10 protein-coding genes are annotated in these 20,427 nt (G+C 74.0%); all 10 read left to right on the top strand.

The features are described 5' to 3' along the window. Positions 1-177: 177 nt before the first annotated feature. The 10 genes from FGE12_RS24885 to FGE12_RS24930 all read left to right on the top strand — a co-directional run bounded on the left by FGE12_RS24885 (position 178) and on the right by FGE12_RS24930 (position 20,427). A complete protein-coding gene (locus FGE12_RS24885) occupies positions 178-1,422 on the top strand; it encodes an HlyD family efflux transporter periplasmic adaptor subunit (RefSeq protein ID WP_194798246.1) in 1,245 nt (414 codons plus the stop codon). Continuing rightward, positions 1,419-2,174 (top strand): ABC transporter ATP-binding protein, encoded by a 756-nt coding sequence (locus FGE12_RS24890; RefSeq protein ID WP_153869098.1) that lies wholly within the window; start codon positions 1,419-1,421, stop codon positions 2,172-2,174. Before FGE12_RS24885 ends, FGE12_RS24890 begins: the two co-directional genes overlap by 4 nt. Positions 2,175-2,324: 150 nt before the next feature. After that, positions 2,325-4,790, top strand: a complete 2,466-nt coding sequence (locus FGE12_RS24895) for an ABC transporter permease (RefSeq protein WP_153869099.1) — start codon at positions 2,325-2,327, stop codon at positions 4,788-4,790. A 15-nt stretch (positions 4,791-4,805) separates the two neighbouring features. Next, positions 4,806-7,202 (top strand): ABC transporter permease, encoded by a 2,397-nt coding sequence (locus FGE12_RS24900; RefSeq protein WP_153869100.1) that lies wholly within the window; start codon positions 4,806-4,808, stop codon positions 7,200-7,202. A 16-nt stretch (positions 7,203-7,218) separates the two neighbouring features. Further along, positions 7,219-9,648, top strand: a complete 2,430-nt coding sequence (locus tag FGE12_RS24905) for an ABC transporter permease (RefSeq protein ID WP_153869101.1) — start codon at positions 7,219-7,221, stop codon at positions 9,646-9,648. Between the two features lie 219 nt (positions 9,649-9,867). Continuing rightward, on the top strand, positions 9,868-12,291 hold the full coding sequence (locus FGE12_RS24910; RefSeq protein ID WP_153869102.1) for an ABC transporter permease: 2,424 nt from the start codon (positions 9,868-9,870) through the stop codon (positions 12,289-12,291). Between the two features lie 31 nt (positions 12,292-12,322). Then, complete coding sequence (locus tag FGE12_RS24915; RefSeq protein WP_153869103.1) at positions 12,323-14,761, top strand: ABC transporter permease; 2,439 nt, start codon at positions 12,323-12,325, stop codon at positions 14,759-14,761. Between the two features lie 22 nt (positions 14,762-14,783). Further along, complete coding sequence (locus FGE12_RS24920; RefSeq protein WP_153869104.1) at positions 14,784-17,228, top strand: ABC transporter permease; 2,445 nt, start codon at positions 14,784-14,786, stop codon at positions 17,226-17,228. A 64-nt stretch (positions 17,229-17,292) separates the two neighbouring features. Further along, complete coding sequence (locus tag FGE12_RS24925) at positions 17,293-19,743, top strand: ABC transporter permease (RefSeq protein ID WP_153869105.1); 2,451 nt, start codon at positions 17,293-17,295, stop codon at positions 19,741-19,743. Positions 19,744-19,749: 6 nt separating this feature from the next. Next, positions 19,750-20,427, top strand: coding sequence for an ABC transporter ATP-binding protein (locus FGE12_RS24930; RefSeq protein ID WP_153869106.1), 678 nt, complete (start codon positions 19,750-19,752; stop codon positions 20,425-20,427).

The raw sequence follows: 20,427 nt of genomic DNA on the forward strand, positions 1-20,427 counted from the left end.
CGGGCGGCGTCCACGGCCGTTCCGGGCCCCCGCCCCCACCCCCGCCCGGTGTCCGTTTGCGGGACGCGCCTTTCCCGCCTCCGCGCAACGCAGCGGAAAGAGATGAGGCCACGGCAAGGAAATCGGCCTCTTGGCCGTGCGTAGAGCGGTGGCACGCAGTTCGCTCTAGGCCTTCCCGTGGACATCCCCCGCCCCAAGAAGAAGAAGAAGCTGCCCTACGTCCTGGCGGCCGTCGGTGTGGTCGCCCTCCTGGCCATCACGCTCGGGCTGTCGAAGCTGCGCGCCGCGGCGCCCACGGTCCCGCGCGACGGCGTGTGGGTGGACGCGGTGAAGCGCGGCCCCATGGTGCGCCAGGTGAAGGGCCCGGGCACGCTGGTGCCCGAGTATGTGCGCTGGCTCACCGCGGACACCCCGGGCCGCGTGGACAAGATCCTTCTGCGCCCCGGCGCCCAGGTGAAGCCGGACACGGTCATCCTCGAGCTGGCGAACCCGGACGTGCAGCTGCAGGCGCTGCAGGCCGAGCGCGAGCTGGCGGACGCGCAGGCGCAGCTGGTGGCGCTCAAGACCGAGCTGACGAACCAGGGCTACACCGCGGAAGCGGCCATGGCCACGCTCAAGGCGGAGACGAGCAACGCGCAGCGGCGCGCCTCGTACAACGAGAACCTCCTCAACAAGCACTACATCGCCGAGGTCGAGGCGCAGCAGGCGAACGAGAAGGCCGAGGAGATGACGGCCCGCCTGGACCTGGAGAAGCGCCGCGTGGACGTGCTGCGCGACAGCCAGCGCCAGCGCGTCACCGCGCAGCTGGGGCAGATCGAGCGCCTGCGCGCCGTGGCGGAGTTCCGCCGCAAGCAGGTGGACGGGCTGCACGTGCGCGCCGGCGACACCGGCATCCTCCAGGAGCTTCCCCTGCAGCTGGGCCAGTGGGTGACCCCCGGCGTGCTGCTCGCCAAGGTGGTCAAGCCCGAGCGCCTCAAGGCCGAGCTGCGCATCGCCGAGACCCAGGCGCGCGACGTGGCGGTGGGCCAGAAGGTGGCGGTGGACACGCGCAACGGCATCGCCGAGGGCACGGTGGCCCGCGTGGCGCCGAGCGCGAGCCAGGGCACGGTGCTCGTCGAGGTGAGCCTGCCGGGTGAGCTGCCCCGCGGCGCGCGCCCCGACCTCACCGTGGAGGGCACCGTGGAGCTGGAGCGCCTCAACAACGTGCTCTACGTGGGCAGGCCGGCGGGCGCGCAGAGCGGCGCCACGGTGAGCCTGTTCCGGATGCAGGGCGGCAGCGACGAGGCCGAGCGGGTCCAGGTGCGCCTGGGCCGCAGCTCGGTGAACACCATCGAGGTCCTCGCGGGCCTCAGCGAAGGGGACCAGGTGGTCCTCTCCGACATGACGCAGTGGGACAGCGCGGAGCGGGTGAAGCTCAAATGACGACGACGACCAATGTGGGCGCAGTGCAGACCGTGACTCCGGCAGGCCTCTCCACCAGCGGCTCGAAGAACCTGCTGCAGCTGGAGGGCATCACGAAGGTGTTCGAGGCCGAGGACGTGGAGACCCACGCCCTCTCCGACGTGCACCTCACCGTCACCCCGGGCGAGTGGGTGGCCATCGTGGGTCCCTCGGGCTCGGGCAAGACCACCCTGCTCGCGGTGCTGGGGCTGCTGGACACCGCCAGCCGCGGCACCTACCTGCTGGACGGCAAGAGCGTGGCGCAACTCTCCGCTGCCGACCGCGCCCTGGTGCGCAACCGGCACATCGGCTTCATCTTCCAGAGCTTCAACCTCATCGGCGACCTCTCGGTCTTCGAGAACGTGGAGCTGCCGCTCACCTACCGCGGCATGCCTGCGCAAGAGCGCAAGGAGCGCGTGGAGAAGGCGCTCGAGCGCGTGGGCATGAGCCACCGCGCCCGCCACATGCCCGGCCAGCTGTCCGGCGGTCAGCAGCAGCGCGTGGCCGTGGCGCGCGCCGTCGCCGGCGACCCGCTGCTGCTGCTCGCCGACGAGCCCACCGGTAACCTGGACTCCAAGAACGGCCACGCCGTGATGGAGCTCCTCCAGGAGCTGCACGCGGGCGGCGCCACCATCTGCATGGTGACGCACGACCCGGCGCACGCGCGCGTCGCCACCCGCACCGTGAGCCTCTTCGACGGCCGCATCGTCCAGGACGAGCGCGCCACCCGCTAGGCGGGAGCAACAGGTCCATCCTTTCCCTTCCGGAGAGGAACCGTGTCCTCCCTCTCCCTTCTTCGTGGAGGCAGAGGGTCGGGGTGAGGGACGTGCGCCTCCCCCGCAGGACCCGTCTGTCCGCATCACCCGAGGGGAGAGAGCACCGAGATGGACGCGCTGCTGCAGGACCTCCGCTACGCCGTGCGCACGCTGCGCCGCAGCCCGGGCTTCGCGCTCGCGGCGCTGCTCAGCCTCGCGCTGGGGCTGGGCGCGAACACCGCCATCTTCAGCGCGGTGGACGCAGCGCTCCTGCGCCCCTTGCCCTACCCCGAGGACTCGCGGCTCGTCTCCGTGAGCAGCACGATGAAGGCGCGCGGGCTGGACTCCATCCCGCTCAGCCTGCCGGACTACCACTCGTACCGCGACGGGGCGCCCAGCCTCGCGGGGCTCGCGGCGTGGGCGGGCGCGAGCCCCAACCTCACCGCGCCGGACGCCGCGCCCGAGCAGCTGGAGGCGGCGGTGACCACCGCGAACCTCCCGCAGGTGCTCGGCGTGGGCCCGCGGCTCGGGCGCGCCTTCTCCCCGGAGGAGGAGACGCCGGGCAAGGACCACGTGGTGCTGGTCTCGGACGCCTTCTTCCGCCGGCGCCTGGGCGGGCGCGCGGACGCGTTGGGCCGCGCGAGCCTGCAGCTGGACGGCGAGAGCTTCACGGTGGTGGGGGTGATGCCGCCGGGCTTCGACTACCCCTCGAAGGACACCCAGCTGTGGCTGCCGCTCTCGCTGGACGCGGCGAGCCTGGGCCGCGCGAACCACTTCATCCGCGCGGTGGGAAGGCTCGCCCCCGGAGCGAGCCTCGAGCGCGCGCAGGCGGAGCTGGACGGGGTGGCGGCGCGGCTCGCGCGGGACTTCAAGGAGTCCGCGCTCACCGGCGCGAGCGTGCGCCCGCTGCGCAGCCTGCGCGGCGAGGACGTGCGCACCGAGCTGTGGGTGCTCCTGGGGGCGGTGGGCTGCGTGCTGCTCATCGCGTGCGCGAACCTGGCGAACCTGCTGCTCGCCCGGGGCGCCGCGCGCAGCCGGGAGCTCGCGGTGCGCGCGGCCCTGGGCGCCCCGCGCTCCCGCGTGGTGCGCCAGCTGCTCACCGAGAGCGCGCTGCTCTCGCTCGCGGGCGCGGTGCTGGGGGCGCTGGTGGCCACCTGGGCGCTGGACGGCGTGCGGGCGCTCGCGCCCGCGGACCTGCCGGGCATCGCGGAGGCCTCCGTGGACGGGCGCGTGCTGCTCTTCACCTTCGCGCTCGCGCTCACCACGGCGCTGCTCTTCGGGCTCGCCCCGGCGCTCGCGGTGAGCCGCCCGCAGCTCTCCGAGACGCTGAAGGCGGGAGGCCGCGGGCTCGCCGGCGGCGGGCGGCACCGGCTGCGCAGCGGGCTGGTGGTGGCGGAGGTGGCGCTCGCCATCGTGCTCCTGAGCGGCGCGGGGCTGCTGCTGCGCTCCTTCCACGCGCTGCACCGGGTGGACCTGGGCTTCGTGCCTGCGCACGTGCTCACGGCGGACATCGTCGTGCCGGAGGGTGGCTACAAGGAGCCCGCGCAGGTGCAGGCCTTCCGCCAGCAGCTGCTGCAGCGGCTCTCGGGGCTGCCCGGGGTGCAGGCCGTGGGCGCGCTCTCGGGCGCTCCCCTGAGCACGCACAACAACCTGCGCCTGTGCACGGTGGAGGGCGCGAGCCTGCCCACGGACCTCTCGCAGGTGCCGGCGGTGATGTACCGCGGCGTGGAGGGCGGGGCGCTCGAGGCGGTGGGGATGCAGCTCGTGCGCGGGCGCCCCTTCGGCGCAGGCGACGTGGCGGGCGCGCCCGGCGTGGTGCTGCTCAACGAGACGGCGGCGCGCCGGCTCTTCCCCGGCCGCGACGCGGTGGGCGGCCGGCTGTGGCTGGGGCCCCCGGAGTCGCTCGCCCCGCCGGACGTGCTCGCGCGCCTGCCGGGCGGGCGCTTCCCGCGGCTCACGGTGGTGGGCGTGCTCAAGGACGCGCACACCCAGGGGCCGGGCGAGGAGGTGCCGCTCGAGGTCTACGTCCCCATGGCCCAGGCGCTGGACGCCTTCCGCGCCATGACCCTCACCGTGCGCACGCAGGGCGAGCCGGGCGCGGCGCTCGCCGGCGTGCGCGGCGCGCTCGCGGAGCTGGACCCGTCCTTGCCGCTCGCCTCCGTCACCACGCTGGAGGCGAGCCTGGACGAGTCGCTCGCCCCGGCGCGGCTGCAGACCTTCCTGCTGGGCGGCTTCTCGCTGCTCGCGCTCGCGCTCGCGCTGGTGGGCATCTACGGGGTGATGGCGTACGCGGTGAGCCAGCGCACGCAGGAGTTCGGGGTGCGCATGGCGCTGGGCGCGGACGGCGCGAGCGTGCGGCGCATGGTGCTGCGCGAGGGCGCGCGCCTGGTGGGCCTGGGGCTGCTGCTCGGCCTCGCCGGCTCGCTCGCGCTCGCGCGGGTGCTGCAGGGGCTGCTCTTCGGCGTGGGCGCGGGAGACCCGCTCACCTACGCCGCCGTGGTGGTGGTGCTGGGCGGCGCGGCGCTCGTGGCGCTGGATGCGCCGGCGCGGCGCGCGACGCGCGTGGACCCGATGGAGTCCTTGCGCGCGGACTAGAGAAGGAGCTGGGTCATGGAAAGCCTGCTGCAGGACCTCCGCTACGCACTGCGCACGCTGCGCCGCAGCCCCGGCTTCGCGCTCGCCGCGGGGCTCACCCTGGCGCTCGCCATCGGGGCGAACACCGTCATCTTCAGCGCCCTGTACGCGACCCTGCTCAAGCCGCTGCCCTACCGCGAGCCCGAGCGGCTGGTGCGGGTGTGGGACGCGCAGGTGGGCGTGGACAAGGCGAGCGCGAGCGCGTCCGAGGTGCTCGCGTGGCGCCAGAGCAGGGCGGTCGCGGGGATTGCCGCCTACGACCGCGCGGACCTCAACCTCACCGGCACGGACGCGCCGCAGCGGGTGAACGCCGCGCGCTCCACCGCGAACCTCTTCGACCTGCTCGGCGTGCACCCGCAGCTGGGGCGCGGCTTCACCGAGGACGAGGCGCAGGAGGGCGCGCCGCACGTCGCGGTGCTGAGTGACGCCTTCTGGCACCGCCAGCTCGGCGGGGACCCGCAGGTGCTGGGCAAGAGCCTCACGCTCAATGGCGAGAGCTACACGGTGGTGGGCGTGCTGCCCGCGGACTTCTCCTTCGGCGAGAACTCGCAGGACGCGGACCTGTGGGTGCCGCACCCGCTCAAGACGGACAAGCCGGGCAGCCACTACCTCAGCGTCCTCGCGCGGCTCGCGCCGGGCGCGAGCGTGAAGGCGGCGAACGAGGACCTCACCCGCCTCAACGAGGCCTTCTGGCGCGCACAGGGGGAGCCCATCCCCCACGCCACCCTGGTGATGGACTGGCGCGAGAGCCTCACCCGCCAGACGCGCGGCGGGCTCCTGATGCTGCTCGGCGCGGTGGCCTTCGTGCTGCTCATCGCGTGCGCGAACGTGGCGAACCTCACCCTGGTGCGCGCGCTCAGCCGCCAGCGCGACGGGGCGATTCGCGCGGCGCTGGGCGCGAGCCGGCTGCGCCAGGTGCGCCAGGCGCTCGCGGAGAGCGTGCTGCTCGCGCTGGGCGGCGGGCTCGTGGGGCTGGTGCTCGCGCTGTGGGGGATGGACCTGGTGCGCATCCTCACCCCCTCGAGCATGGCCCGGCTCTCGCCGGCCACCCTCAGCGTGCCCGCGCTCCTCTACAACTTCGGCCTCTCGGTGGGCTGCGGGCTGCTCTTCGGCCTGCTGCCCGCGCTGCACGTGACGCGCGGCGAGCTCACCCCGCTGCTCAAGAGCGGCGGCGCCCAGGCGGGCGCGCTCGGCCACCACCCCATGCGCAGCGCGCTGGTGGTGCTGCAGCTCGCGCTCGCGCTGGTGCTGCTCATCGGCACCGGGCTCACCCTGCGCTCGGTGCACAACCAGGCTACGGCGCAGCTGGGCTTCGAGCCCGAGCACGTGCTCACCGCGCGCATCACCCTGCCGCCGGAGAAGTACCCGGACCCCGCGCGCATGCGCGCCTTCTTCGAGCAGGTGCAGCAGCGGGTGCGCTCGCTGCCCGGCGTGGAGCAGGCGGGCTTCGTGAACAACGCGCCCCTGTGGGGCAGCAACGTGAACGGGGACTTCACCATCGAGGGGCGCCAGGGCGCGCCCGGCGAGCGCCTGGTCACCGAGTTCCAGATCGCGAGCCCCGAGTACTTCGGCGCCATGGGCATCCCGCTCAAGCGCGGGCGCAACTTCGGGCCGCAGGACACGGACACCTCGCCCGGGGTGGTCATCGTGAACGAGACCTTCGCGAAGACCTTCTTCCCCGGCCAGGAGGCGGTGGGCCAGCGCATCAACCTGGGGTGGAAGGAGAACGAGCCGGCGCGCGAGATCATCGGCGTGGTGGGCGACGTGCGCCACATGGCGCTCAAGCAGGGCCCGGTGCCCGAGAGCTACGTGCCGCTCGCCCAGATGCAGATGAACCGGATGGTGCTCGCGCTGCGGGCGAAGGGAGAGCCCACGGCGCTCGTGAGCTCGGTGCGCCAGGAGGTGCTGGCGGTGGACGCGCAGCAGCCGGTCTACGACCTGCAGTCCTACGGCGACCGGCTGGACAGCCTGCTGCGCCAGGACCGCGCGGCGACGCGGCTCTTGGGTGCGCTCGCGGTGCTCGCGCTGGTGCTCGCGGGCGTGGGCATCTACGGCGTGATGGCCTACACGGTGGGGCAGCGCACGCGCGAGCTGGGCATCCGGCGCGCGCTCGGGGCGCAGCAGACGCAGGTGCTCTCGCTGGTGCTGGGGCAGGGCGCGCGCCTCACGCTGGTGGGCCTGGGGCTGGGGCTCGCGGGCGCGTACCTGCTGGGGCGCGTCGCGCAGAGCATCCTCTACGAGGTGAGCGCCTCGGAGCCGGCGGTGTTCCTCGGGGTGAGCGCGGGGCTCGCCGCCGTGGCGCTCGCTGCCTGCTGGCTCCCCGCGCGCCGCGCCTCCCAGGTGGACCCCGCCATCAGCTTGCGCGCCGAATAGCCGAGGAGCACCCGCCATGGACACCCTGCTGCAGGACCTGCGCTACGCCGTGCGCCTCATGCGCCAGAGCCCGGGCTTCACGCTCGCCGCCGTCCTGGCCCTTGCCCTCGGCATCGGCGCGAACAGCGCCGTCTTCAGCGTGGTGAACGGCGTGCTGCTGCGCCCGCTGCCCTACCCGCGCGCGCAAGAGCTCACGACGGTGCACACCACCTTCGCGGCGCAGGGGCTCGAGGGGCTCGCGCTCTCGGTGCCCGAGTACGAGGACGTGCGCACGCAGACGCGCGGCTTCGCGAGCTGGGGCGCGCTCGCGCAGGCGGACGAGACGCTGGCGGGGGCGGACGGCCCGGAGCGCCTCCAGGTCGGCCTGGTGACGGCCTCCTGGCTGCCCACGCTGGGCGTGGGGACGGTGCTGGGGCGCGGCTTCACGCCGGAGGAGGAGACGCCGGGGCGCGACAAGGTGGTGGTGCTCGGGCACGCGCTGTGGCGCACGCGCTTCGGTGCGGACCCCGGCATCGTGGGGCGCAGCGTGACGCTGGAGGGCGAGCCCTACACGGTGGTGGGGGTGCTGGCGGAGGGCGTCGCGCAGCCGGCGGGCACGCAGCTGTACCAGCCGCTCGCGCTGGGGCCGGACGCGCGCGCGGAGTCCCTGCGCGGCACGCGCTACCTGCAGGTGCTCGGCCGGCGCGCGCAGGGCGTGAGCGAGGCGGCGGCGCACGCGGAGGTGGCGCGGGTGGCGGGGGAGCTCGCGCGGGCGCACCCCGAGGCCTACCCGGCGAGCAAGGCGTGGCGCCTGGACGTCTCGAGCCTCGGCGAGGAGACGGTGGGCGGGGTGCGCGGCACGCTGTGGCTGCTGCTGGGCGCGGTGGGCTTCGTGCTGCTCATCGCGTGCACCAACGTGGCGAGCCTCCTGCTCGCGCGGGCGGCGGCGCGCGGGCGTGAGCTCTCGGTGCGCGCGGCGCTGGGCGCAGCGCGGAGCCGGCTCGCGCGCCAGCTTCTCACGGAGAGCCTGCTGCTCAGCCTCCTCGGCGGGGCGCTGGGGCTGCTGCTCGCGCTGTGGGGCACGGAAGCGCTGGTGGCGTGGGTGGGCGACGGGCTGCCGCGCGCCTCCGAGGTGCGGCCGGACGCGGCGGTGCTCCTCTTCACGCTCGCGGTGAGCGTGGGCACGGGGCTGCTCTTCGGACTCGCGCCGGCGCTGAGCGGGAGCCGGGCGGACCTGCACGCGGCGATGCGCGAGGGGAGCCGGGGCACGGGCGGCACGCGCGCGGTGCGGCTGCGCTCGCTCTTCGTCGTCTCGCAGGTGGCGCTCGCGCTGGTGCTGCTGGTGGGCGCGGGGCTGCTGGTGCGCAGCTTCGTGCGGCTGCAGGCGGTGGACCCGGGCTTCCGGCCGGAGGGCGTGCTGAGCGCGCGGGTGAGCCTGCCGGACGGCGCCTACCCGGATGCGGCGGCCCGCGCGCGCTTCCACACCGCGTGGCTCGAGCAGGTGCGCGCACTGCCGGGCGTGGAGGCGGCGGGGCTGACCACGCTGCTGCCCCTGCGCGGGCGCGCCGACCGCGGCCTGGACGTGGAGGGCGTGGAGCCGCCGGCGGGCGCGGTGCGGCCCGCGGTGGAGTACCGCGCGGTGAGCCCGGGCTACCTGGAGACGCTGGGCGTGGCGCTGCGGCGCGGGCGCGCGCTCGCGGACACGGACGGGGCGCAGGGCGCGCCGGTGCTGCTGCTCAACGAGGCGGCGGTGAAGGTGCTGTTCCCGGGCGGGGAGGATCCGCTGGGCCGGCGCATCCGGCTGCGCAGCCGCAAGGCCCCGCAGCCGTGGACGACGGTGGTGGGCGTGGTGGGGGACGTGCGCGAGTGGGGGCTCGACGTGCCGGCGCGCCCCACCGCCTACTTCTCCGCGCTGCAGGCGGGGCCCTCGGCGGTGTCGCTCGTGGTGCGCACGCGCGCGGCGCCCACGGCGCTGCTGGGCTCGCTGCGCACGGAGCTCGCGCGGCTGGACTCGGGCCTCCCCCTCTTCGAGGTGGCGCCACTGTCCGAGGTCGTGGAGGCCTCGGTGGGCCAGCGCAGCCTCACGCTCGCGCTGATGCTGGGCTTCGCGCTGGTGGCGCTGGGGCTCGCGGGGCTGGGGCTGTACGGGGTCATCGCGTTCGGGGTGGCGCAGCGCTCGCGCGAGGTGGGCATCCGGCTCGCGCTGGGGGCGCGCCCCGCGCAGGTGCTGCGGCTGGTGGTGGGCCAGGGGCTGCGGCTCGCGCTGGCGGGGGTGGCGCTGGGGCTGGTGCTCGCGCTCGCGCTCGGACGGCTGCTGGGCGGGCTGCTCTACGGCGTGCAGCCCGCGGACCCGCTCACGCTGCTCGCGGTGCCGCTGCTGCTCACGGGCGTGGCGCTGCTCGCGAGCTGGGTGCCGGCGCGCCGCGCGACGCGGGTGGACCCGGCGAGCACGCTGCGCGCCGAGTAGTTCTGGAGGCCCACCGTGTCGGGGTGAGGGAAGCGGGCCCTGCACTGTTCGCCCCTGGGATTGCCCCTTCCCAGCCCCGCACAGCGCCGCGCTGAGCGGCGCGAAGCCCCCAGCAAATCCGCCCCCTTGGGACCCACCGCGCCGCTGGCACGCCCCTCGCTTTAGCGCCTCCCGGGCGGCCCGTGTGCCGTCCGCGCGCGCGCAGGAGAGGAGCTCCCGATGGACACCTTCGTGCAGAACCTCCGCTTCGCGCTGCGCATGCTGCGCAAGAGCCCGGGCTTCACGCTGGCGGCCGTCCTCACGCTCGCCCTCGGCATCGGAGCGAACACGGCCATCTTCAGCGTGGTCAACGGCGTGCTGCTGCGCCCGCTCCCGTACAAGGACCCGCAGCAGCTCACGTACCTGTGGGAGGGCACGCCGCAGTTCCCGGAGATGAGCCTCGCGGTGGAGAACTACCGGGACTACCGCGACCGCAGCCGCTCCTTCGCCTCCTTCGCGGGCTTTCGCACCGAGAGCCGGGACCTGACGGGGGTGGACGCGCCCGAGCGGCTGAAGGCGCGCATGGCGAGCGCGAGCCTGCTGCCCACGCTGGGCGTGCAGCCGGCGCTCGGGCGCAACTTCACGGCGGAGGAGGACCGGCCGGGTGGGGCGCCGGTGGTGATGCTCGAGTACGGCTTCTGGCAGCGGCGCTTCGGCAAGGACCCGAACATCGTGGGGCGCACGCTCACGCTGGACGGCAAGCCGCACACGGTGGTGGGCGTGCTGCCGGAGGCTTTCCGCTTCTTCAGCCCGCGCGACATCTGGATGCCCTTGGAGGGCAACCTGCCGGCGGAGACCCGGCGCGGGAACCACCCGGGGCTCTACGGCGTCGCGCGGCTCAAGCCGGGCGTCACGCTCGCGCAGGCGCGCGCGGACCTGGAGACGGTGGGCCACGCGCTGCAGAAGGAGTACCCGAACGAGTACAGCACCATCCTTCCCCACCTCAACGTGCTGCACGCGGAGCTGGTGAAGGAGGTGAAGGGCAGCCTCCTCACGCTGCTCGCGGCGGTGGCGGCGGTGCTGCTCATCGCGGCCATCAACGTGGCGAACCTGATGCTCGCGCGCGGCGCCACGCGGGAGCGCGAGCTCGCCATCCGCGCGGCGCTGGGCGCGGGCCGCTCCACGCTCGTCGCGCAGCTGCTGGTGGAGAGCGCGGTGGTGGCGCTGCTGGGCGGAGGCCTGGGACTGCTGCTCGCGCTGTGGGGCGTGGACGTGCTGAGCAGCGCGCGGCCCGAGGCCATCCCCGAGGTGGCCAGCTTCGGGGTGGACGCGAAGGTGCTCGCCTACACGCTGGTGCTCTCGCTGGGGGTGGGGCTGCTCCTGGGCATCCTGCCCGCGCTGCGCGGCAGCCAGGTGGCGCTCGCCGGGGCGATGAAGGGCTCGGAGGCGCAGGCGCTGCCGGGCCGCCACCGGGTGAAGGCGCGCGACGTGCTGGTGGTGGGCGAGGTGGCGCTCGCGCTCGTGCTTCTCGTGGGTGCGGGGCTGCTCCTGCGCACCTTCGTTCAGCTGCAGCAGCTCGACGTGGGTTTCAAGTCCGAGGGTCTCCTCACCCTCGAGATGAGTGCCCCGGCGAGCCGCTTCCCCGGAGCGGAGTCGCTCCGGGCCTTTACGCAGGCCGCCACGGCGCGCCTCGCGAGCGCGCCGGGCGTGCGCTCGGCCGCGGTGTCGGCCGGGATGCCGCTGCTGGGCGCCTCCGAGAGCAGCATCCGGGTGGTGGGCCAGCCGGAGCCCAAGCCGGGGGAGGCCCCGCTCGCGGTGAACTACATCGTGGGGCCGGGCTTCTTCGAGACGATGGGCATCCGGCTGCTCGAGGGGCGCTACCTCGACGCGCGCGACACGCCCACCAGCCCGCGGGTGATGGTGGTGGACGAGGTGTTCGCGCGCCGCCTCTTCCCGGACGGCCACGCGCTGGGCCAGCGCATCAAGTGGGCGGACATGGAGCAGGAGATCGTGGGCGTGGTGCGCCACGTGGCGAACTACGGCATCGGCGGCCGCGAGCCTGCGGGCATCCAGATGTACCAGCCCTACACGCAGCTGCCGGAGAAGTTCATCCCGATGGTGCGCGAGTTCAACGTGGCGGTGCGCGCGGCAGGCGCGGACGCGGTGGCCATCATCCCCACGGTGCGCCGCGAGTTCGCGGCGCTGGACCCGGACCAGGCGCTCGCGGAGCTCAAGCCGATGGACGAGGTGGTGCTGGAGAGCCTCGGCGAGCGGCGCTTCACGCTGCACCTCATCGAGCTCTTCGCGGCGCTCGCGCTGGTGCTCGCGGGCATCGGCATCTACAGCGTGATGAGCTACGCGGTGGCCCAGCGCACGCGCGAGATGGGCATCCGCATGGCGCTGGGGGCGCGCGGCCACGACGTGCTGCGGCTCGTGGTCGGGCACGGCTTCCGGCTCGCGGCGGCAGGGGTCCTCTTCGGCGTCTTCGCCGCGTGGGCGCTCACCCGGCTGCTGGGCACGCTGCTCGAGGGCGTGAGCGCCACCGACCCCGTCACCTTCGCGCTCGTGGCGCTCGGCCTCGGCGCCGTGGCCGTGTTCGCGAGCTACCTGCCGGCGCGCAAGGCCGTGAAGGTGGACCCCGTCGTCTCACTCAAGGCCGAGTAGCGAAGACTGCAGCACCCGAGGAGCACGACTCATGGACACCTTCCTGCAGAACCTGCGCTTCGCGCTGCGCATGCTGCGCAAGAGCCCCGGCTTCACGCTCGCGGCGGTCATCACGCTCGCGCTCGGCATCGGCGCCAACACCGCCATCTTCAGCGTGGTCAACGGGGTGCTGCTGCGCCCGCTGCCCTACCAGAACCCGGACCAGCTGCTGATGCTCTGGGAGGGCACGCCCACCTTCCCGGACGCGAGCCTCTCCTTCGCGGACTTCCGCGACTACCGCTCGCGCAACCGCACGCTGGCGAGCGTGGCGGGCTTCCGCACCGAGCGGCGGGACCTGACGGGCCAGGAGACGCCGGAGCAGCTCAGCGCGCGCATGGCGAGCGCGAACCTGCTGCCCACGCTGGGCGTGCAGCCGGCGCTGGGTCGCAACTTCAACGCCGATGAGGACCGCAAGGGTGGGGCGCCGGTGGTGATGCTGGAGTACGGCTTCTGGCAGCGGCGCTTCGGCAAGGACCCGAACATCATCGGGCGCACGCTCACCCTGGATGGCAAGCCGTACACGGTCATCGGCGTGCTTCCGGAGTCCCTGCGCTTCTTCGGCACGCGCGACATCTGGCTCCCACTCGAGGCCTTCCCCCGCTGCGAGGACTCGCGCGGCTGCCACCCGGGGCTCTACGGCATCGCGCGGATGAAGCCGGGCGTCACGCTGCAGCAGGCGCGCGCGGACCTGGAGACGGTAGGCCACGCGATGCAACAGGAGTTCCCGAAGGACTACTCGAACTACCTGCCGCGGGTGAACGAGCTGCACGCGGAGCTGGTGAAGGACGTGAAGGGCAGCCTGCTCACCCTGCTCGTCGCGGTGGCCGGCGTGCTGCTCATCGCGGCGATCAACGTGGCGAACCTGCTCCTCGCGCGCGGGGCCACCCGGGCGCGCGAGCTCGCCATCCGCGCGGCGCTGGGCGCGGGGCGCGCCGTGCTGGTGATGCAGCTGCTGGTGGAGAGCGCGCTGGTGGCGGTGATGGGCGGAGGCCTGGGGCTCCTGCTCGCGCTGTGGGGCGTGGACGTGCTCGCGGGCAGCCGGCCGGACGCCATCCCCGAGGCGACGAACTTCAGCGTGGACCTGCGGGTGCTGCTCTTCACGCTGGCGGTGAGCCTGGGGACGGGGCTGCTGCTCGGGATGCTGCCGGCCCTGCGCGGCAGCCAGGTGGCGCTCGCGGGCGCGATGAAGGGCTCGGACGCGCAGCTCTCGGCGCCCGCGCGCGGCAAGGTGCGCGCGCGCGACGTGCTGGTGGTGGGCGAGGTCTCGCTCGCGCTGGTGCTGCTGGTGGGCGCGGGGCTCTTGCTGCGCAGCTTCATCCAGCTGCAGGAGCTGGACCTCGGCTTCCGGCCGGACGGGCTGCTCACGCTGCAGACGAGCGCGCCCGAGTCGCGCTACCCGGCCTCGCAGCTGCGCGCCTTCGCCGACCGGTTGCACGAACGGCTCGCGAGCGCGCCCGGGGTGAAGAGCGCGGTGGTGACGGCGGCGCTGCCGCTCATCGACTTCAACGAGCAGAGCTTCTACGTGGTGGGCCGGCCGGAGCCGGTGTCACTCGGGGACACGCCGCTCGCGGCGAGCTACCTCGTGGGCGAGGGCTACTTCGAGACGCTGGGCATCCCGCTGGTGAAGGGGCGCTACCTGCAGCCCTCGGACAAGCTGGGCAGCCCGCTCGCGGTGGTGGTGGACGAGCGCTTCGCGAGCGCGATGTTCCCCGACGGCAACGTGCTGGGGCAGCGCATCAAGATGGGGCGCAAGGAGGGGGAGCCGTGGGAGATCGTGGGCGTGGTGCGCCACGTAGCGGGCTACGGCGTGGGGGCGAAGGAGCCGGCCACGATGCAGTTCTACACGGCCATCGCGCAGCGCACGGACGACGACCTGCCGCGCACCTTCCACGTGGCGATGCGCGGCAGCGGCGACACCGAGGAGGCGGCGCTCTCGCTGGTGCCCACGGTGCGCACGGAGCTCTCCGCGCTGGACCCGGACCAGGTGCTCTCCGAGGTGAAGCCGATGGAGCGGGTGGTGGCGGAGAGCCTCGGCGAGCGGCGCTTCACGCTGGGGCTCATCGGGCTCTTCGCGGCGCTGGCGCTGGTGCTGGCGAGCATCGGCATCTACAGCGTCATGTCCTACGCGGTGGTGCAGCGCACGCGCGAGATGGGCATCCGCATGGCGCTGGGCGCGCGGGGTGCGGACGTGCTGCGCCTGGTGGTGGGCCACGGCTTCCGGCTCGCGGCCGCGGGCGTCGTCTTCGGCGTCTTCGCGGCGTGGGCGCTCACGCGGCTGCTCTCCGGGATGCTCTCGGGCGTGAGCGCCACCGACCCCACCACCTTCGCGCTCGTCGCGCTGGGGCTGGGCGCGGTCGCCGTGTTCGCGAGCTACCTGCCTGCGCGGCGCGCCGTGAAGGTGGACCCCGTCGTGTCACTGAAGGCCGAGTAGCAGTCCCGAGGGAGCACGACCCATGGATACCTTCCTGCAGAACCTCCGCTTCGCGCTGCGCATGCTGCGCAAGAGCCCGGGCTTCACGCTGGCGGCCGTCCTCACGCTGGCGCTGGGCATCGGGGCGAACACCGCCATCTTCAGCGTGGTCAACGGGGTGCTCTTGCGCCCGCTGCCCTACGAGAAGCCCGAGCAGCTGCTCATGCTCTGGGAGGGGACGCCCCAGCAACCGGAGGCGAGCCTCGCGTTCCCCAACTACCGCGACTACCGCGACCGCAGCCACACGCTGGCGAGCGTGGGCGCCTTCCGCTCGGACACGCGAGACCTCACCGGCGTGGACAGCCCGGAGCGGCTGAAGGCGCGCATGGCGAGCGCGAGCCTGCTGCCCACGCTGGGCGTGCAGCCGGCGCTGGGGCGCAACTTCACCGCGCAGGAGGACACGAAGGGCGGCCCGCCGGTGGTGATGCTGGAGCACGCCTTCTGGGTGCGGCGCTTCGGCAAGGATCCGAGCGTGCTCGGCCGCACGCTCACGCTCAATGGCCAGCCCCACACGGTGGTGGGCGTGCTGCCGGAGCGCTTCCGCTTCTTCGATGCGCGCGACGTGTGGCTGCCGCTCGAGGACAACCCGCTGTGCGGCGAGTCGCGCGGCTGCCACCCCGGGCTCTATGCCGTCGCGCGCCCGAAGCCGGGCGTGAGCGTGAGCCAGGTGCGCGCGGACCTGGAGACGGTGGGCTACGCGCTGCAGAAGGAGTACCCGCGGGCGTACTCCAACTACCTGCCCAAGGTGAACGGGCTGCACGCGGAGATCGTGAAGGACGTGAAGGGCAGCCTCTTCATGCTGCTGGCGGCGGTCGCCGGGGTGCTGCTCATCGCCACCATCAACGTGGCGAACCTGCTGCTCGCGCGCGGTGCGGCGCGCTCGCGCGAGCTCGCCATCCGCGCGGCGCTCGGTGCGGGCAAGGGCACGCTGGTGATGCAGATGCTGGTGGAGAGCGCCCTGGTGGGTCTGCTGGGGGGCGTGTTCGGGCTGCTGCTCGCGATGTGGGGGGTGGACGTGCTCGCCAGCAGCCGCCCGGATGCGATCCCCAGCGCGGCGACCTTCAGCGTGGACGGCAATGTGCTCGCCTTCACGCTGGGGGTGAGCCTGCTCGTGGGCATCGTCCTGGGCGTGCTGCCTGCGCTACGCGGCAGCCAGGTGGCGCTCGCGGGGGCGATGAAGGGCTCGGACGCGCAGGTGGAGGCGGCGGCCGGCAGCGGGCGCCGGCGGCTGCGCGCGCGCGACGTGCTGGTGGTGGGCGAGGTCTCGCTCGCGCTGGTGCTGCTCGTCGCGGCGGGGCTGCTCCTGCGCACCTTCGTGCAGCTGCAGGGCCTGGACCTGGGCTTCCGTCCCGACGGGTTGCTCACCCTGGGCATCACCGCTCCGGAGAGCCGCTTCGACCTGGCCGCACTGCGCGCCTTCCCGGAGCGGGTGCGTGAGCGGCTCGCGGGTGCGCCGGGCGTGAAGAGCGTGACGGTGGCGGCGGGCATGCCGATCATCGGCGCGGCCGGGTACAGCTTCACCGTGGTGGGGCGCCCGGAGCCGGCGACGCTCGGCGAGCAGCCGATGGCGATCGTGTACCCGGTGGACCCGGCCTACTTCGAGACGCTGGGCATCTCCCTGCTGCAGGGCCGCCTCATCGGCGCGCAGGACCGGCTCGGCGCCCCGCGCGTCGTGGTGGTGGACGAGGCGATCGCGAAGCAGCTGTTCCCGGACGGCAACGTCGTCGGCCAGCGCATCAAGTACGACGGCGACGTGGCCGAGATCGTCGGCGTGGTGCGCCACGTGGTCCACGATGGCGCCGGGCAGAAGGAGGGAGCGCCCTTCCAGTTCTACGCGCCGCTCGCCCAGTTCACCGACGAGGCGATGAAGTTCACGCGCGAGTTCGTGGTGGCGGTGCGCGCGAACGGCAGCAGCGAGGAGGCGGCGCTGGGCCTGGTGCCCACGGTGCGCAGCGAGATCACGGCGCTGGACCCGGACCAGGCGATCTCGGACGTGAAGCCGATGGAGCAGGTGGTGAGCGAGAGCCTCGGCGAGCGCCGCTTCATGCTCGGGCTCATCGGGCTCTTCGGCGTGCTCGCGCTGGTGCTCGCGGGCATCGGCATCTACAGCGTGATGAGCTACGCCGTCGTGCAGCGCACGCGGGAGATGGGCATCCGCATGGCGCTGGGGGCGAAGGGCGGAGACGTGCTGCGCCTCGTGGTGGGCCACGGCTTCCGGCTCGCGCTCGCGGGCGTGCTCATCGGCGTCCTCGCGGCCTGGGCCCTCACCCGGCTGCTCTCCGGGATGCTCGCGGGCGTGAGCGCGACCGACCCCACGACCTTCGCCCTGGTGGCGCTGGGGTTGGGCGCGGTGGCGGTGCTCGCGAGCTACTTGCCCGCGCGGCGCGCCGTGCGGGTGGACCCGGTGGTTTCGCTCAAGGCGGAGTAGCGCCCCCGAGCGGGGCGGGGGTGCCTCCAACCCCCCGCCCGTTTTTTCTCGACAGGACCCGCGCATGAACACGCTGCTCCAGGACCTCCGCTACGCGCTGCGCACGCTGGTGCGCCAGCCGGGCTTCACGCTCGTGGCCGTGCTGGTGCTCGCGCTGGGCACGGGGGTGAACACGGCCCTGTTCACGCTGGTAGACGCGGTGCTGCTGCGCCCGAGCCCCGGCGTGCACGACGCCGGGCGGCTCGCGTGGTTGAGCACCACGTCGCAGCGCGCGATGCGCCGCTTCCCCATGAGCTACCCGGACTACGTGGACTACCGCGACGGGGTGGCTCGCGTGGCGGCGCTCGCGGCCTACGACCGGGCGAGCGTGCACCTCGCGGGGCGGGGCGGGGAGCCGGAGCGGGTGGGCGCGCACCTGGTGAGCGGCAACTACTTCGATGTGCTGGGGGTGCGCCCGGCGCTGGGCCGCGGCTTCCAGCCCGAGGAGGACCGCACGCCGCTCACCCACCCGGTGGTGGTGCTGGGGTACGCGCTGTGGCAGCGGCGCTTCGAGGGAGCGCCGGACGTGGTGGGCAGGAGCCTCACGGTGAACGGCCACGCCTTCACCATCGTGGGCGTGGCGCCCGAGGGCTTCACGGGCCCGGAGCTCGACGACCGCACCACGGACCTCTTCCTGCCCTTGATGATGAAGCCCTGGGCGGAGCCGCAGCGCGCGGACGAGCTGCAGCGCCGCAACGCGAGCAGCCTGCGGGTGCTGGGGCACCTGCTGCCCGGGGCGAGCCCCGCCTCGCTGCAGGCCGCGGTGGACACGGTGTCCGCGCGGCTGGAGAAGGACTACCCGGGGACGCGCAAGGGCGTGGGGGCGCGTGTGCAGCCCTTCCGCGGTGCGCTGCACCCGCGCTCGGCCGAGGAGGCGAGCGGCGCCGTGATGCTGCTCGCTGCGGTGTGCGGGCTGGTGCTGCTCATCGCGTGTGCGAACACCGCGAACCTGCTGCTCGCGCGCGGGGCGGGGCGCACGCGCGAGCTCGCCGTGCGGGTGGCGATGGGGGCAGGGCGCGGGCGGCTCGTGCGCCAGTTGCTCACCGAGAGCCTGCTGCTCGCGCTCGTGGGCACGGGGGTGGGGCTGCTCCTCGCGCTGTGGGCGGCGGACGCGCTCGTCGCGGTGACGGGCGCGCCCATCCCGCTGCAGGGGGCGGTGGACGGGCGGCTGCTCGCGGTGGCGCTCGCGCTCGCGCTGGGCACCGGCGTGCTCTTCGGCCTGGTGCCGGCGCTGCGCGCGAGCCAGGTGAGCGTGATGGGCTCGCTCAAGGGCGCGGGGCAGGTGAGCCGCTCGGGGCGGCTGCAGGGCGCCTTCGTGGTGGGGCAGGTGGCGCTCAGCCTCGTGCTGCTGGTGACGGCGGGCCTCTTCCTGCGCAGCCTCGCCAAGGCGGACCGCATCCCGCTGGGCTTCACGCCGGAGGGCGTGGTGACGGCCGCGGTGGACCTGGGGGTGCAGGGCTACGACGCGCCCCGGCGCGACGCCTTCTACACGGCGCTGCTCGCGCGCACGCAGAGCCTGCCGGGCGTGGAGAGCGCGGCGCTCACGAGCATGGTGCCCCTGAGCGGGCGGATGATGAGCGCGGGCTACGAGCTCTCCGGGGACGAGCGCGTGCCGCTCGAGCAGCGCGAGGAGCGGGTCGCGGGCGTGGCGGTGGTGACGCCGGGCTACCTGCGCACGCTGCGCATCGCACTGCGCGCGGGGCGGGACCTCTCTGCGGCGGACGTGGCGGGCGCGCCGAAGGTGGCGCTGGTGAACGAGACCCTGGCGCGCGCGCTCGCGGGGCCGGGCGGCAGCGCGCTGGGCCAGCGCGTCGGGCTGGGCGGCCCGGACCGCATCGAGGTGGTGGGCGTGGTGGCGGACGGCAAGTACGACGCGCTGGACGAGCCCGCGCGCCCCTTCCTGTACCTCTCCGCGCCGCAGTTTCCCGAGTGGATGACCGAGGCGAGCCTCGTGGTGCGCAGCCCCGCGGACCCGGCGGCGCTGCTCGCGAGCGTGCGCGCGGAGGTGCACGGGCTGGACGCGGACCTGCCGGTGTACGAGGTGCGCACGCTGCCGGCGCTGGTGCACGCGCGGCACGAGTTCCGGCGCGCGCTGAGCGGCATCCTCTCGGCCTGCAGCGCGCTCGCGCTGGTGCTCGCCGCGGTGGGGCTCTACGGCGTGGTGGCCTTCGGCGTGGCGCAGCGCACGCGCGAGCTGGGCGTGCGGCTCGCCCTGGGGGCGCGGCCCGCGGACGTGCTGCGGCTCGTGGTGGGCGGCGGGGTGCGGCTGGTGCTCGTGGGGGTGGGGGTGGGGCTCGCGCTGAGCGCGGCGCTCACCCGGATGCTCTCGAGCGTGCTCTTCGGCCTCTCGGCCACCGACCTGCCCACGTTCCTGGGCGTCAGTATCCTTCTCGGGAGCGTGGCGCTCCTGGCATCGTACCTCCCGGCGCGGCGTGCCGCGCGCGTGGACCCGGCAGTCTCCCTCAAGGCGGAATAGACCCTCATGACCCAGCCCCTCATCAGCCTGCGCAACGTGGAGAAGAGCGTGCCCACGGGCCCCAGCCGCACCTGGCTCCTGCGCCGCATCGACCTGGACGTGGCGCAAGGCGAGTTCGTGACGCTCATGGGCCCCTCGGGCGCGGGCAAGAGCACGCTCCTGTCCATCCTCGGGCTGCTGGATGCCGAGTGGGAGGGCGAGTACCAGCTCGACGGCGAGCCCGTGCACCGGATGAACCACAAGCAGCGCGGCGAGCTCAGCCGGCGCACCATCGGCTTCGTGTTCCAGCAGTACCACCTGCTGGACGGGCTCACGGTGGCGGAGAACCTCGAGGTCCCCTTGAGCTACCGCAACCTGCCCAAGCGCGAGCGCGAGGCGCTGGTGGGCGATGCGCTCGACCGCTTCCAGCTCGTGGGGAAGAAGGACCTCTTCCCGAACCAGCTCTCCGGCGGCCAGCAGCAGCTGGTGGGCATCGCGCGAGCGCTCATCGGCAGCCCGAAGGTGCTGCTCGCGGACGAGCCCACCGGCAACCTGCACAGTGCGCAGGCCACGGAGATCATGGAGCGCTTCAAGGCGCTCAACCAGGCGGGCACCACGGTCATCCAGGTGACCCACTCCGAGAGCAACGCCGCCTACGGCCACCGCGTCATCCAGCTGCGAGACGGGTGGATCCAGAAGGAGTAG

The sequence above is a fragment of the Aggregicoccus sp. 17bor-14 genome (assembly GCF_009659535.1).
In the GTDB taxonomy this organism is placed as follows: Bacteria; Myxococcota; Myxococcia; order Myxococcales; family Myxococcaceae; genus Aggregicoccus.

Bases quoted from the DNA above. Each gene is read 5' to 3' on its own strand.
- FGE12_RS24910 (WP_153869102.1), top strand. From the start codon at position 9,868: ATGGACACCTTCGTGCAGAACCTCCGCTTCGCGCTGCGCATGCTGCGC.
- FGE12_RS24925 (WP_153869105.1), top strand. From the start codon at position 17,293: ATGAACACGCTGCTCCAGGACCTCCGCTACGCGCTGCGCACGCTGGTG.
- FGE12_RS24920 (WP_153869104.1), top strand. From the start codon at position 14,784: ATGGATACCTTCCTGCAGAACCTCCGCTTCGCGCTGCGCATGCTGCGC.
- FGE12_RS24890 (WP_153869098.1), top strand. From the start codon at position 1,419: ATGACGACGACGACCAATGTGGGCGCAGTGCAGACCGTGACTCCGGCA.
- FGE12_RS24895 (WP_153869099.1), top strand. From the start codon at position 2,325: ATGGACGCGCTGCTGCAGGACCTCCGCTACGCCGTGCGCACGCTGCGC.
- FGE12_RS24915 (WP_153869103.1), top strand. From the start codon at position 12,323: ATGGACACCTTCCTGCAGAACCTGCGCTTCGCGCTGCGCATGCTGCGC.
- FGE12_RS24930 (WP_153869106.1), top strand. From the start codon at position 19,750: ATGACCCAGCCCCTCATCAGCCTGCGCAACGTGGAGAAGAGCGTGCCC.
- FGE12_RS24900 (WP_153869100.1), top strand. From the start codon at position 4,806: ATGGAAAGCCTGCTGCAGGACCTCCGCTACGCACTGCGCACGCTGCGC.
- FGE12_RS24905 (WP_153869101.1), top strand. From the start codon at position 7,219: ATGGACACCCTGCTGCAGGACCTGCGCTACGCCGTGCGCCTCATGCGC.